This is a genomic window from Pseudomonas mucoides (assembly GCF_015461845.1).
In the GTDB taxonomy this organism is placed as follows: Bacteria; Pseudomonadota; Gammaproteobacteria; order Pseudomonadales; family Pseudomonadaceae; genus Aquipseudomonas; species Aquipseudomonas mucoides.
The window spans coordinates 716,557-730,993 of sequence record NZ_JACOPW010000003.1; the positions used below are offsets into that span (position 1 = coordinate 716,557).

12 protein-coding genes are annotated in these 14,437 nt (G+C 55.9%); all 12 read right to left on the reverse strand.

Annotated features, from left to right (window positions below):
• Positions 1–5: 5 nt before the first annotated feature.
• On the reverse strand, positions 6–1,475 hold the full coding sequence (locus H8F22_RS18115; RefSeq protein ID WP_194940516.1) for an ATP-binding protein: 1,470 nt from the start codon (positions 1,473–1,475) through the stop codon (positions 6–8).
• Positions 1,475–3,640, reverse strand: coding sequence for a Mu transposase C-terminal domain-containing protein (locus H8F22_RS18120; RefSeq protein WP_102594526.1), 2,166 nt, complete (start codon positions 3,638–3,640; stop codon positions 1,475–1,477). The genes H8F22_RS18115 and H8F22_RS18120 overlap by 1 nt, the downstream gene beginning before the upstream one ends.
• Positions 3,637–4,494, reverse strand: a complete 858-nt coding sequence (locus H8F22_RS18125; protein WP_102594539.1) for a TnsA endonuclease N-terminal domain-containing protein — start codon at positions 4,492–4,494, stop codon at positions 3,637–3,639. The genes H8F22_RS18120 and H8F22_RS18125 overlap by 4 nt, the downstream gene beginning before the upstream one ends.
• 280 nt (positions 4,495–4,774) lie before the next feature.
• Entirely contained in the window at positions 4,775–6,607 is a 1,833-nt protein-coding gene (gene glmS, locus H8F22_RS18130; RefSeq protein WP_027926218.1) for a glutamine--fructose-6-phosphate transaminase (isomerizing), read from the reverse strand.
• Position 6,608: 1 nt separating this feature from the next.
• Entirely contained in the window at positions 6,609–7,385 is a 777-nt protein-coding gene (locus H8F22_RS18135) for a DeoR/GlpR family DNA-binding transcription regulator (protein WP_027926217.1), read from the reverse strand.
• Between the two features lie 180 nt (positions 7,386–7,565).
• Positions 7,566–8,933 carry a bifunctional UDP-N-acetylglucosamine diphosphorylase/glucosamine-1-phosphate N-acetyltransferase GlmU gene (gene glmU, locus H8F22_RS18140; RefSeq protein ID WP_059181897.1) on the reverse strand — a complete coding sequence of 456 codons (1,368 nt, stop codon included), beginning with the start codon at positions 8,931–8,933 and terminating at the stop codon, positions 7,566–7,568.
• 116 nt (positions 8,934–9,049) lie between these two features.
• Positions 9,050–9,475 carry a F0F1 ATP synthase subunit epsilon gene (locus H8F22_RS18145; RefSeq protein ID WP_027926215.1) on the reverse strand — a complete coding sequence of 142 codons (426 nt, stop codon included), beginning with the start codon at positions 9,473–9,475 and terminating at the stop codon, positions 9,050–9,052.
• A 45-nt stretch (positions 9,476–9,520) separates the two neighbouring features.
• Positions 9,521–10,900: a F0F1 ATP synthase subunit beta gene (gene atpD / locus H8F22_RS18150; protein ID WP_027926214.1), complete on the reverse strand. Its 1,380-nt coding sequence runs from the start codon at positions 10,898–10,900 to the stop codon at positions 9,521–9,523.
• Positions 10,901–10,927: 27 nt separating this feature from the next.
• Positions 10,928–11,788: a F0F1 ATP synthase subunit gamma gene (gene atpG / locus H8F22_RS18155; RefSeq protein ID WP_027926213.1), complete on the reverse strand. Its 861-nt coding sequence runs from the start codon at positions 11,786–11,788 to the stop codon at positions 10,928–10,930.
• Positions 11,789–11,838: 50 nt separating this feature from the next.
• A complete protein-coding gene (atpA, locus tag H8F22_RS18160) occupies positions 11,839–13,383 on the reverse strand; it encodes a F0F1 ATP synthase subunit alpha (RefSeq protein WP_027926212.1) in 1,545 nt (514 codons plus the stop codon).
• A gap of 21 nt (positions 13,384–13,404) precedes the next feature.
• Entirely contained in the window at positions 13,405–13,941 is a 537-nt protein-coding gene (locus tag H8F22_RS18165) for a F0F1 ATP synthase subunit delta (RefSeq protein WP_027926211.1), read from the reverse strand.
• A gap of 12 nt (positions 13,942–13,953) precedes the next feature.
• Positions 13,954–14,424: a F0F1 ATP synthase subunit B gene (locus tag H8F22_RS18170; protein ID WP_008027535.1), complete on the reverse strand. Its 471-nt coding sequence runs from the start codon at positions 14,422–14,424 to the stop codon at positions 13,954–13,956.
• Positions 14,425–14,437: the final 13 nt, after the last annotated feature.

A 14,437-nucleotide genomic window follows, 5' to 3' on the forward strand; every position in this document is an offset into this window, starting at 1 on the left:
TTTATTCACCCCTTTCGATACAACAGAGAGAACTCAAATAGATCGCTGTTTATCCAACCGGCGCTCTTCAACGCCTCAATGGAGTCTTCACTTTCACTTAGCGCCTGTGCCTCTGACGTCTCAACCGCTACCGCCGCAGGCGACTGCGATTTGACTGGGTTAACGGGCGCCACATTAGGTTTTGGCGCACTATTGTCGCTGCGACTGATGACACTGCGCAGCAACGCCAGTCGTTCCGGCCGAGCCAACCCATCGAACGCCATCATATCGCTTAGTTGGTCTTCAATCGGAAGCAAATCGTCGAACTGCCGCATCCGTTTCGGATCTCGGCTTCGCAGGGCGGACAAAGCTGGCTTCAATATCTGCATCTTGGTGTTGCTCACCAGCGCGATTGTCTCGGCGGTAACGCATTCCGAACCACTCTGGATCGCATACCTCTGACTGAGCACTAAAAGCTTCACCAAAAAGTCGGTGACGCCTTGTGTATGCTCATACAGCGCATCAAACACTTCTTCGGTCAGTTCGGCCGGCTGCTGGTACCACTGATAGCTCCAGAGGTTTTCAACGAGCATTCGCCACTCGTCATCGTCCCTCTCAAAGCGTTTAAATTCGAGTACCCCGACGCCGCAGCAACGCCTTGCGTTGCGCATGACGTCCGAAAATAGGCTGATCATCGAATTTGTCCCGATGAACACCACGGGAATGCCGATGTTGTTCACTAGATGGAGGAAGAAATTCAGCATGTTGTCCTTGCCCCCAGTTTTCGCCAGGTGCAGATTCTGAAGTTCGTCGACCAGCAGAGCTCCGATGAAAAATGTACTCGCAACCTGCTCCATTTGTTGCAACGAGTCATTGATGTTCCGGGCCCGATACCGCTTGTAGTAATCCTCATCACCTAACGCTCGCCCGACCGCATAGAAGAATTGCTGACAGAAGCCTGCCAGCGACCCATCTCGGGGGCAGTCAAGCTTGAGCCAGGTGATCTGGGTATGAACGAACTGCTTTCCTTCATAACGCTCGTGTCGGATCGTTTGAGGGTAGAGACTCAAAATGGCTTCGAGGGCGGTGGACTTCCCAATGCCACTAAGGCCAACCAGACTGAACGTTTCGGCAGTGGACTTGAATCCATCGTGGTAGCGCTGTGCGCCCGACAGCGAGTGTAGATGTCTGACAGTGTCTGGAGAAGTCGGGTTGCGTCCGACGTACCCACGTCGGACCAGCAATGAAAATACGGACTCAAGATCCATGTGGACAATCAGAGGCTGAACCACCGTCCTCAACCGGTCGATACAGTGGATCCGAGTCGAACGGTCAAGGGCGAGCTCTTCTGGATCAACAGGACGGGGAAAATTCGAGATCAGTTGGATTGCTACCTCTTCTGAGAAGATAGGTGGCAGCGCTTCGATGAGCGGATTTCCCGCGTAGTCCGCTATCGCCTGCTTGGTGTAGCTTGCGAAAACTTGGGCGCCTTTCATTAGTTTTGTCCTGGGCGGAGTCGTTTGAGCATATCGATGACCTGAGCGCTGCGAGGGCCGGCAAAGTTCTCCGAGCGTTCTGGGGCGGTCTCTGCCTTTTGCCCAGGCGGGTCAATCCTCACACCCTCTGGCACATGGGCGGTCTCCCGCTCCTTGAGGCGTTCAACAGCGCGGTTCTCACGAATATTTCCAATCATCTCGGCCTTGGTCGCAGGGACTGGCTCTTCTTTTCGCTCAGCCATCGCACCACTGACGATTTGATTAACCTCCTCTAGAAGCGAAATCCGACTCTCCAACTCAGCGCGTTTATGAGCCGGTGGAGCCTGGCGGTAAGCTTCGAGCAGGTCGAAAATTTCATCGGATCGATAATCAGCATACTTGTGATCGGACGAACGCAAATCGCAACGGATGAACTGTTTGTTGTCGCCCCGGATCCAAATATGTGCCGCGGAATTTGGATCATACCAACACTCTATAGACCAAACCCCGCGGCTACGGGCTTTCGCAAACCAGTTGTTCTCGATCGCTACATCACAGACATAGTGCATCCCTCGGAATAGCACACCACCCTTTTGCACCGTTGCTTGCTCGCGCGGAAGCAAATGTAGATAAACCAGCTCGTCGGGATGATTGTTTGGTTCGACGTGGCCATTTTCCAACGCCCAAGTCCAAATACCTACCGGCGTCGGGTCGACACCGTCGTTCATCATCTCTTGAGTGAGCCTGTCGGGCTGCCGGTTGAAGCGGTTATAGTGAAGGACACACTGGATGATGATCTTAGTGAACTCTTTCATGCTGAGCGTCGCGTCGAGTCGGTAATCTCGCTCGCCACGCTCCTTCTCCCTAGCCGCTACGCCACCTGGTAGCCACCTGATGCCCGTCAAATCGTTCAGGATACCGAACCGACTCTCCACCATCGACTTCCAGTCCGGCCGGTAAGGCGGAGCGATTCCCAGCTCGATATTCAGGCCAGTGGCAAGACCTTCAGCTGCTTTCCCCAACATCTCGCCTCGATCAGCGTAGATGTGATGTGGGAGGTGGTGACAGGCCCATTCTTCGGGATCGATTGTGACCCCGTTGGTAGCGCAAAACTGAACCTTCGAAGTGAAAGCGTTGAACAGCGCTTGCCTCGCGCCGTTCCAGCTCGGCCCCTCCAACCCGATGTAAAGACCGACGATCATGCCGGAGAAGCTATCGATGACGACGTACACCACCGGCCGTCCAATGAGCATCCGCCTGGAGTAGCCGTTCACGAGATAAATGTCAGCAATGGTGGCATCGATCTCAAACTGATGGCAGGGACCACGAAGCCAGTCACGCACGGTTCCAGAAAGGGGGCGGCAATCTTTTAGCCAATTCCGCATTCCCTTACGCCCGCGTTCAGTTTCAACTTCGTCGAAATATTGCTTTCCCCAATAATCGAACTGCCTGAAGGAAGGAATTTCCGAATCGGGTAGGAGGCGACCACCCGATTCTGGATTTTTCGAAAGGTCTTTCGCTGTGTAGAACCTTCTAAGCATCTCGACATAGGCGCTGGTTATCGTAGAAGTCTTATCCCCAACGAATAACGAGTAACCGACACGGATACAGCGCTTATCCACGGCATCAATAAGCTTGGTCGGCGCAACGGCAATACCTTGGTATCGTGGTTTCCTGCCGGGCGGTTTTGCGGGATCATACTTGCGCTCAGGAACTCCGACGCCCGCGTAGTTTTTCAAGAGCGCATTTCGAACCTGGCCATTGATCCAGTAACGGTACAGAAGTCGATAGATACTCTTGCGCTGCATGCCAAGCTCAACAGCTCTAGCGCCCACCATTCGCCCCATCTCACCGGGAGCAAATATCTGACCTGGGTAATCTGAGTCGATCAGGGGCGCGATGATGTTCCACTTTTCATCCCTTTCCCGCTTCTTTTTCTCATCCAGGTCATCCTCTAGCACTAAGAGAAACTCAGGCGTAACAATCTTGGCTGGCTTCGTATCGCCTGCTATGACGGAACCGCGAAGCTCTTCCAAGCCCAAACCAATCGGTTGGCGTGGCGGGTCCGTTAATTGGATCAAAACCACCGCATCGTATCGCTCATTGAGATACAAGACCCTAACGATGCCCGGAACGACCGAAAATTCAGTGACCGGTTCGAAATAATCATTGACTTGGACTTTCATGATAAGCCCTCCGCCGCCAGTAAAATTTTTGCTGTGTTTTCGATGATTTCAAAGGTTGGTAGTGGTGCAGTCATTTGAATGGGAGTACCAACCAAATCTACCTTGATCGACTTGGCCCATATCAGGTGATGATATAAAGCCCGAGAATCTTGATAGGAGATAAACAAACGTGCGGAAATCTTTCTCAGACTTTCAGCAGTACTCCACGGGTACGGACGGCAGCTAGCTAAATGTTCCAGAAAATCTGAATGTAATGAGGGCTCTGCCAAGGCGCGCGGCAGCTGAGCGAATTTTCTGAGCAAGCCTAAATTCTTGATCAAGTCGGGACTGAACATTTCTTCAGTAACAATGGCCCAATCAACGTGTTGACCAGTCCAGAAACGCTTTTCGACCTCAAGTTTTTCCAGCGTTCTCTTGGCTTGTTTACCTTCGAGGTCGCTGCGGTATTTGATTGTGCGGGCTACGGATTTAAAGCTGCCATCGGACTTTTTGATTGTTAATAAAAAATCCGTGGTCATAACGTAAGGAAGTACTGTCTTCGGATACTTGGGGTATCTCACTCCAATAGAGCTAGCGATTGCTTGAGCACTTTCTCGCGGCAGCAATGGATACTGTTCGCGTATATCCACAACATTTTCCGAAAATTCACATACCAAAAAATAGGCGCGTTCTAGGTCAGAAAAGAGGTGATGGAGGCGATCGATCTTCACTCCTTGAATCTTGTGGGAGCGTCCTCTGGAAGGCACATCTTGGACGCGCAGCCACGGCAGATAACTGGCACCAGCTCCGCTACCGAATCCATTCGTAATGTGCCGTTGAATGTCTGTCTCTGACGAAAACCTACGACCGCGCAATGCTTCCTCCTCCGTCCGCCGTGACCGCCTCTCCTCGCCCTGAAAAATAGTTATAGGAAAAAATCGTTCACCATCTGCCGATGGCATAGCGCTTTTTAGCCTACTCCCGGAGCGAAACGAAGCGGAGAATCTAGACCGGTGGCTCAGCCCAGAAATGGAAACCCCCGTAAATACGGGGGGTTCGGCCTTGTGTCAATCTATGTTTTATAGTGTCAGTCTTTATTGTTTTGTGTCAGTCTTTATTGTCAGAAACCAAGGGTTTCGGTCACCTGTGGATAACTTATTCCACTGTCACCGACTTCGCCAGATTACGCGGCTGGTCAACGTCCGTGCCTTTCAGCACAGCAACGTAGTACGACAGCAACTGCAGCGGGATGGTGTAGAGGATCGGCGACAGGATGTCGTGGATATGCGGCATGTGCACAACGTGCGTGCCTTCGCCATTGGTCATGCCGGCTTTCTCGTCTGCGAAGACGATCAACTGGCCACCACGGGCGCGGACTTCCTGGAGGTTGGATTTCAACTTCTCCAGCAGCTCGTTGTTCGGCGCCACAGTCACCACCGGCATGTCGTTATCCACAAGCGCTAACGGACCGTGTTTCAGTTCGCCAGCCGGGTAGGCTTCAGCGTGGATGTAGGAGATTTCCTTGAGTTTCAGGGCTCCTTCCATCGCTACCGGGAATTGCGCGCCACGGCCGAGGAACAGCGTGTGGTTTTTCTCGGCGAACAGCTCGGCGATTTTCTCCACGGTGCTGTCCATGGCCAAGGCTTCGCCCAAACGGGTTGGCAGACGGCGCAGTTCTTCGACCAATGTGGCTTCGACGCCCTTGGCCAAAGTGCCGCGAACCTGCCCCAGGGACAGGGTCAGCAACAGCAGGCCTACCAATTGAGTGGTGAAGGCTTTGGTCGAGGCCACGCCGATTTCGCGACCGGCCTGGGTCAGCAGGGTCAGGTCGGATTCACGCACCAGCGAACTGATGCCGACGTTGCAGATCGCCAGGCTCGCGAGGAAACCCAGTTCCTTGGCGTTGCGCAGCGCAGCCAGGGTGTCGGCGGTTTCGCCGGACTGGGAAATGGTCACGAACAGCGTGTCGGGTTGCACCACGACTTTGCGGTAGCGGAATTCGCTGGCAACTTCGACCTGGCACGGGATCCCGGCCAACTCTTCGAGCCAGTAACGGGCAACCATACCGGCGTGATAGCTGGTGCCGCAGGCAACGATCTGCACGTTGCGCACTTTGGCGAACAGCTCGGCAGCCTGTGGACCGAATGCCTGTACCAGCACGCCGTTCGGGCTCAGGCGGCCTTCGAGGGTGCGCTGAACAACAGACGGTTGCTCGTGGATTTCCTTGAGCATGAAGTGGCGGAACTCGCCCTTGTCGGCGGCTTCGGCACCGTCGCGGTACTGCACGGTTTCGCGCTCGACAGCTTTGCCGTCAACGTCCCAGATATGCACGCTGTCGCGGCGAATCTCGGCGATATCGCCTTCTTCCAGGTACATGAAACGGTCAGTGACCTGACGCAGGGCCAATTGGTCGGAAGCGAGGAAGTTTTCACCCAGGCCCAGACCAATCACCAACGGGCTACCACTGCGAGCGGCGACCAGGCGATCCGGCTGCTTGGCGCTGATGACCGCCAGGCCGTAAGCACCGTGCAACTCTTTGACGGTGGCTTTGAGGGCCGCGGTCAGGTCGGGCAAATCCTTGAGTTTGTGGTTCAGCAGGTGAGCGATGACTTCGGTGTCGGTGTCCGAGGTGAACACATAACCCAAGGCTTTCAGCTGTTCACGCAGGGCTTCGTGGTTTTCGATGATGCCGTTGTGCACCACGGCCAGGTCGCCGGAGAAATGCGGGTGGGCGTTGCGCTCGCACGGCGCGCCGTGGGTGGCCCAACGGGTGTGGGCGATGCCGAGGCGACCGACCAGAGGCTCGGCCTCGAGTGCCAGTTCCAGCTCGCTGACCTTGCCCGGACGACGCATGCGCTCGAGTTTCTCATCGTTGGTGAAGACCGCCACACCGGCGCTGTCGTAGCCACGGTATTCCAGGCGCTTGAGGCCTTCGAGCAAGATGGCGGTGATGTTACGTTCTGCGACTGCGCCGACAATTCCACACATGCTATTTCTCCTGACTGACAGCCGCGCAAATCAAATTGATGCCGCGGGCCTGAATCTGATCGCGTGCCTCCAGCGGCAAGCGATCATCGGTAATAAGGGTATGGACGCTGCTCCATGGCAGTTCCAGGTTGGGGATTTTGCGGCCGATCTTATCGGCCTCCACCATCACGACGACTTCACGGGCGACTTCGGCCATGACCCGGCTGAGCCCCAGCAATTCGTTGAAGGTGGTCGTACCGCGGACCAGGTCGATGCCATCGGCACCGATAAACAACTGATCAAAGTCGTAAGAGCGTAGTACCTGCTCAGCGACCTGCCCCTGAAAGGACTCGGAATGCGGGTCCCAGGTGCCGCCGGTCATCAACAGCACCGGTTCGTGCTCAAGCTCGCTCAAGGCATTGGCCACGTGCAACGAGTTGGTCATCACCACCAGTCCTGGTTGCTGACCGAGTTCCGGGATCATGGCCGCCGTGGTACTGCCGCTGTCGATGATGATCCGCGCATGCTCGCGAATCCGCGTGACCGCGGCGCGAGCAATGGCTTGTTTGTATTTGGAGACAGGTTGGCCGATGTCAGCCACCAATTCTTGAGGCATGGTGATCGCTCCGCCGTAACGACGTAGCAGCAGGCCATTACTCTCAAGCGCCGCCAGATCCTTGCGAATCGTAACTTCCGACGTTTCGAAGCGTTTTGCCAGCTCGTCCACACTGACTTCGCCCTGCTCGTTGAGCAAGGTGAGGATATTGTGGCGGCGTTGGGGTGTATTGCGCTTCGACATGGCTTAGTAAGTTTCGATTCGAAAGATAACGGAAGCAATCAAAACCTATCGGCGAAACTTCGTCAAGCGTGTTGGGATAAAAAGGCCTGTGTATAACCAAAAAAAATCGCAGCTTGAGGTGAGGGCTCTGAAGGCCGTTCTCAGGCTGCGATTTTGTTGTTTAGAAGGGCTGTGGATAACTCAGCTCTTCTTGACCTTCTCCGGCCGCTTCCAGCCGTCGATATTCTTCTGCCGTGCCCGACCTACCGCCAATTGTGCGTTATCCACATTCTGCGTAATGGTTGAACCGGCCGCCGTGGTCGCACCGGAAGAGATATCCACAGGCGCTACCAACGAATTGTTGGAACCGATGAAAACGTCTTCACCCAGCACGGTTTTCCACTTGTTGGCGCCGTCGTAGTTGCACGTGATGGTGCCCGCGCCAATGTTGGTGCGCGCGCCGACCTCGGCATCACCCAGGTAAGTCAGGTGACCGGCCTTCGCGCCTTCGCCCAAGTGAGCGTTCTTCAGTTCAACAAAGTTACCCACATGCGCGCGCGCGTCAAGGACAGTGCCCGGACGCAGGCGTGCGAATGGGCCTGCATCGCTGCCTTCGCCCAGAATCGCACCTTCGATATGGCTGTTGGCCTTGATCACCACGCCTTTGCGCAGGGTGCTGTCCTTGATCACACAGTTCGGGCCGATCACCACGTCGTCTTCAATGACGACTTTGCCTTCGAGGATCACGTTGATGTCGATCAGCACATCGCGGCCAACGGTGACTTCGCCGCGCACATCGAAACGAGCCGGGTCGCGCAGGGTGACGCCTTGGGCCATCAAACGGCGGCCGGCGCGCAATTGATAGTGACGCTCGAGTTCGGAAAGTTGCTTGCGGTCGTTGGCGCCCTGCACTTCCATGGCGTCGTGCGGCTGCTCGGTGGCGACCACCAAACCGTCGTTGACCGCCATGGCGATCACGTCAGTCAGGTAATACTCGCCCTGGGCATTGTTGTTGGAGAGACGGCTCATCCAGCTACCCAGTTGGGCGAAAGGCAGGGCGAGAATCCCGGTGTTGCCTTCAGTGATCGCACGCTCGGCTTCGTTGGCGTCTTTTTGCTCAACGATTGCCGTGACCTTGCCAGCGTCATCGCGGACGATGCGGCCATAGCCGGTCGGGTCGTCCAGCTCGACAGTCAACAGGCCCAGTTGTTGCGGCGCGACTTTCTTGAGCAGGCGTTGCAGGGTGTCGACTTCAATCAGCGGCACGTCGCCGTAGAGAATGAGTACGGTATCGGACTCAATGAACGGCACAGCCTGAGCCACGGCATGACCGGTACCCAATTGTTTGTCCTGAAGGACGAAATTCAGGTCATCCGCCGCCAGGCGCTCACGTACGGCTTCAGCGCCATGGCCGATCACCACATGGATGCGCTGTGGATCAAGTTGGCGGGCGCTGTGGATAACATGGCCAAGCATCGAGTTGCCGGCAATCGGGTGCAGAACTTTCGGCAACGCCGAACGCATGCGGGTGCCTTGGCCGGCAGCGAGAATAACGATTTCAAGTGACATGACTGGCTACCAATCCTGGGTGGTCAGCGGCTGCGACCAGGTTATGAACGTCGGAAAAGAAAAAAGGGTAGCCGAGGCTACCCTTTTTAATCAATCGCGCAACAAGTGATGGCCTATTAGCGGCCAAACTTCTTGCGGATCTGCTGGACGGTGCGCAGCTGTGCTGCAGCCTCGGCCAGACGTGCGGAAGCAGAACCGTAGTCGAATTCCGCGCCCCGCTCATGCAGGGCTTTCTCGGCAGCCTTGACGGCTTCCTGAGCGGAGGCTTCATCCAGGTCGACAGCACGTTGCACGGTGTCGGCAAGAACCTTGACCATGTTCGGCTGAACTTCGAGGAAACCACCGGAGATGTAATACACCTCCTCTTCCCCGCCCTGCTTGACCAGGCGGATCGGGCCCGGCTTGAGATTAGTGATCAACGGCGCGTGACCCAGGGCGATACCAAGATCACCCAGTGCACCGTGCGCAATCACCATCTCGACCAGACCGGAAAAGATTTCTCCTTCCGCGCTGACGATATCGCAATGGACTGTCATAGCCATCTGATTGCCTCAACCTAAATTAGCGCCCGTTTCCGGGCGCCGGGATTACAGTTTCTTGGCTTTCTCGATCGCTTCTTCGATGCCGCCGACCATGTAGAACGCTTGTTCTGGCAGGTGGTCGTAGTCACCGTTGAGGATGCCTTTGAAGCCAGCAATGGTGTCTTTCAGGGAAACGTATTTACCCGAAGCACCGGTGAAGACTTCAGCCACGAAGAACGGCTGCGACAAGAAACGCTGGATCTTACGAGCACGGTTTACCAACTGCTTGTCGGCTTCCGACAGCTCGTCCATACCCAGGATCGCAATGATGTCCTTCAGTTCTTTGTAACGCTGCAGAACATACTGTACACCGCGAGCGGTGTCGTAGTGGTCCTGGCCGATTACGTTCGGGTCCAGCTGGCGCGAAGTCGAGTCGAGTGGATCGACCGCTGGGTAGATACCCAGGGAAGCGATGTCACGGGACAGAACGACGGTGGCGTCCAAGTGGGCGAAGGTGGTCGCTGGCGACGGGTCAGTCAAGTCATCCGCAGGTACGTATACCGCTTGGATCGAGGTGATCGAACCGTTTTTGGTCGAAGTGATACGCTCTTGCAGAGTACCCATCTCTTCGGCCAGGGTCGGCTGGTAACCTACTGCGGAAGGCATACGGCCCAGCAGTGCGGATACTTCAGTACCGGCCAGGGTGTAACGATAGATGTTGTCGACGAACAGCAGAACGTCGTTACCTTCGTCACGGAACTTCTCGGCCATGGTCAGGCCGGTCAGTGCTACGCGCAGACGGTTACCCGGCGGCTCGTTCATCTGACCGTAAACCAGTGCCACTTTGTCCAGAACGTTGGAATCCTTCATCTCGTGGTAGAAGTCGTTACCCTCACGAGTACGCTCACCCACACCGGCGAACACGGAATAACCGCTGTGCTCGATGGCGATGTTACGGATCAGTTCCATCATGTTTACGGTTTTGCCTACACCGGCACCACCGAACAGACCGACTTTACCACCCTTGGCGAACGGGCAAACCAGGTCGATAACCTTGATGCCGGTTTCCAGCAGGTCGTTGCCGCCCGCTTGTTCTGCGAAGGTTGGCGCAGGACGGTGAATGCCCCAGCGCTCGTCGGTGTCGATCGGGCCAGCTTCGTCGATCGGGTTGCCCAGAACGTCCATGATCCGGCCCAGAGTCGCTTTACCGACCGGTACGGAAATGGCTGCGCCGGAGTCGATGACGTCCAGACCACGCTTCAAGCCCTCGGTGGAGCCCATCGCAATGGTACGAACCACGCCGTCGCCCAGCTGTTGCTGAACTTCCAGAGTGGTTGCGGCCGCGCTTTGTACAGTCAGCGCGTTGTAGATGCTCGGTACGCTGTCGCGTGGGAATTCCACGTCGATAACGGCGCCGATGATTTGAACGATACGTCCGCTACTCATAGCTGGATCCTCTGAATATTTGAACCGTTAAACCGCGGCAGCGCCGCCGACGATTTCCGAGATCTCTTGGGTGATCGCAGCCTGACGCGCCTTGTTGTAGACCAGCTGCAAATCGCTGATCAAATCACCGGCGTTGTCGGTAGCGTTCTTCATCGCGATCATCCGCGCAGCTTGTTCAGCCGCGTTGTTCTCGACCACCGCCTGGTAGACCTGCGACTCCACGTAACGGACCATCAAGCCGTCAAGCAGCTCTTTGGCATCCGGTTCGTAGAGATAGTCCCAGTGGTGCTTGAGGCCTTGATCCGGGGTTGCCACCAATGGAATCAACTGCTCCACGGTAGGCGTTTGCGTCATGGTGTTGATGAACTTGTTGGACACCACGGACAGGCGATCAATACGGCCGTCCAGGTAGGCATCCAGCATCACCTTGACGCTGCCGATCAAGTCATTGATCGACGGCTCTTCACCCAGGTGGCTGATAGCTGCTACGACGTTGCCGCCGAAGTTGCGGAAGAAAGCCGCACCCTTGCTACCCACTACACACAGATCGATCTCGACGCCGTTTTCGCGGTTTACCGCCATGTCCTTGACCAGGGCCTTGAACAGGTTGGTGTTCAAACCACCACACAAACCACGGTCACTGCTCACCACGACGTAACCGACGCGCTTGATTTCGCGGTCGATCATGAACGGGTGGCGATATTCCGGGTTGGCGTTGGCCAAATGACCAATAACCTGGCGGATGCGCTCCGCGTAAGGACGGCTAGCAGCCATGCGCATTTGTGCCTTGCGCATTTTACTGACCGCCACTTTTTCCATGGCGCTGGTAATCTTTTGCGTGCTTTTGATGCTCGCAATCTTACTGCGAATCTCTTTTGCGCCTGCCATGTAACACCTATCAGGTTAGCAAGCGGGAGCCTTGCGGCTCCCGCTGCGGCTTACCAGGTTTGGGTGGCCTTGAACTTCTCGATACCGGCTTTCATGCCAGCATCGATTTCGTCATTGAAGTCACCCTTCACGTTGATCTTCGCCATCAATTCGGCGTGATCGCGGTTGAAGAAAGCAATCAGCGCTTGTTCAAAGCTGCCGATCTTGGCGATTTCGACGTCAGTCAGGAACCCACGCTCAGCGGCATACAGCGACAGCGCCATGTCAGCGATCGACATAGGTGCGTATTGCTTCTGCTTCATCAGCTCGGTAACGCGCTGACCATGCTCAAGTTGCTTACGGGTCGCTTCGTCCAGGTCAGAAGCGAACTGGGCGAATGCCGCCAGTTCACGGTACTGAGCCAGAGCGGTACGGATACCACCGGAGAGCTTCTTGATGATCTTGGTCTGAGCGGCACCACCCACACGGGATACCGAAACACCGGCGTTCACAGCAGGACGGATCCCGGAGTTGAACATGGCCGATTCCAGGAAGATCTGACCGTCGGTGATGGAAATCACGTTGGTCGGAACGAACGCGGAAACGTCGCCAGCCTGGGTTTCGATGATCGGCAGTGCGGTCAGGGAACCGGTTTTGCCGGTCACTGCGCCGTTGGTGAACTTCTCTACGTATTCTTCCGAAACGCGGGATGCGCGCTCCAGCAGACGGGAGTGGAGATAGAACACGTCGCCTGGGTAAGCTTCACGGCCTGGTGGACGGCGCAGCAGCAGGGAAATCTGGCGGTAAGCCACTGCTTGCTTGGACAGATCGTCATAAACGATCAGCGCGTCTTCACCGCGGTCGCGGAAGAATTCACCCATGGTGCAACCGGAGTACGGTGCCAGGAATTGCAGTGCTGCAGATTCCGAAGCGCTCGCTGCCACGACGATGGTGTTAGCCAGTGCGCCGTTTTCTTCCAGCTTGCGAACCACGTTGGCGATGGTCGATTGTTTCTGACCAATGGCTACGTAGACGCAGAAAATGCCGCTGTCTTTCTGATTGATGATCGCGTCGATCGCCAGAGCGGTTTTACCGATCTGACGGTCACCGATGATCAGCTCACGCTGGCCACGGCCGACAGGGATCATGGCATCGACAGCCTTGTAGCCAGTCTGTACAGGCTGGTCTACCGACTTACGCCAGATCACGCCTGGAGCAACTTTCTCGACCGCGTCGGTCAAGGTGTTGTTCAGCGGACCTTTGCCATCAACTGGGTTACCCAGTGCGTCGACTACGCGACCCAGCAGTTCCTTACCAACCGGAACTTCGAGGATACGGCCGGTGCACTTGGCGCTCATGCCTTCAGCCAGAGTCTGGTATGCGCCCAATACAACGGCACCTACAGAGTCTTGCTCCAGGTTGAGAGCCATACCGAAGACGCCGCCCGGAAACTCGATCATCTCGCCGTACATTACGTCGGCCAGACCGTGAATCCGCACGATACCGTCAGATACGCTGACGACAGTGCCTTCGTTACGGGCTTGGGAGGTCACATCGAGCTTGTCGATGCGGCCCTTGATAATTTCACTTATTTCGGAAGGATTGAGTTGCTGCATTGCTCTGCTGCCCCTTCAAACTCAAGATTTCAATGCTTCGGCAAGATTCGCGAGTTTGCCGCGAATCGAACCATCGATTACCAGGTCGCCGGCGCGAATGATGACACCACCAATAAGGGCGGCATCCTCCGCAACTTGCAGGCGCACTTCCCGGTTGAGTCGTGCACTGAGAACCTTGGCGAGTTTGTCTTGCTGTTCTTGGTTCAATGCAAAAGCACTGGTGACTTCAACGTCTACCGACTTCTCTTGTTCGGCCTTGTACAGGTCAAACAGAGCGGCGATCTCCGGCAACAGCGGGAGACGGTCGTTTTCGGCAACGACGTTAATGAAGTTCTGTGCCTTGGCATCAAACTTGTCGCCGCACACGTCAATAAACGTGGCGGCCTTGTTTGCGCTCGTCAGTCGCGGGGCCTTGAGCACGCGCTGCATGGTGTCGTCTTGCGACACTGCTGCAGCCAGGCCGAGCATGGCTGACCAAGAGGCCAGTTGCTGGTGGGCCTGGGCGTGCTCGAAGGCTGCCTTAGCGTAAGGTCGGGCCAACGTGGTCAATTCTGCCATGATCGCCCTCGCTTAAATTTCAGCAGCCAGTTTGTTTACCAGCTCCGCGTGCGCGTTTTGATCGATTGTGGCACCCAGGATCTTCTCGGCGCCGCCGACAGCCAGAGCACCCAGTTGGGCACGCAGCGCGTCTTTGACACTGTTCAGTTCCTGTTCGATCTCGGCCTGAGCCTGAACCTTCACACGGTCAGCGTCGATACGGGCCTTTTCAACAGCCTCTTCAACGATCTGGTTACCGCGTTTCTTGGCTTGCTCAATGATTTCGGCTGCCTGAGCTTTAGCTTCGCGCAGTTGTTGACCCGCTTTATCTTGGGCCAATTCCAGGTCGCGAGCTGCTCGGGCGGCAGCGTCCAGTCCATCCGCAATCTTCTTCTGACGTTCGTGCAAAGCCGCGATGACCGGAGGCCACACGAACTTCATGCAAAACAGTACAAAAATGAAGAACGCAACGGACTGGCCAATCAGGGTTGCATTAATGTTCACGCCAACACCTCGC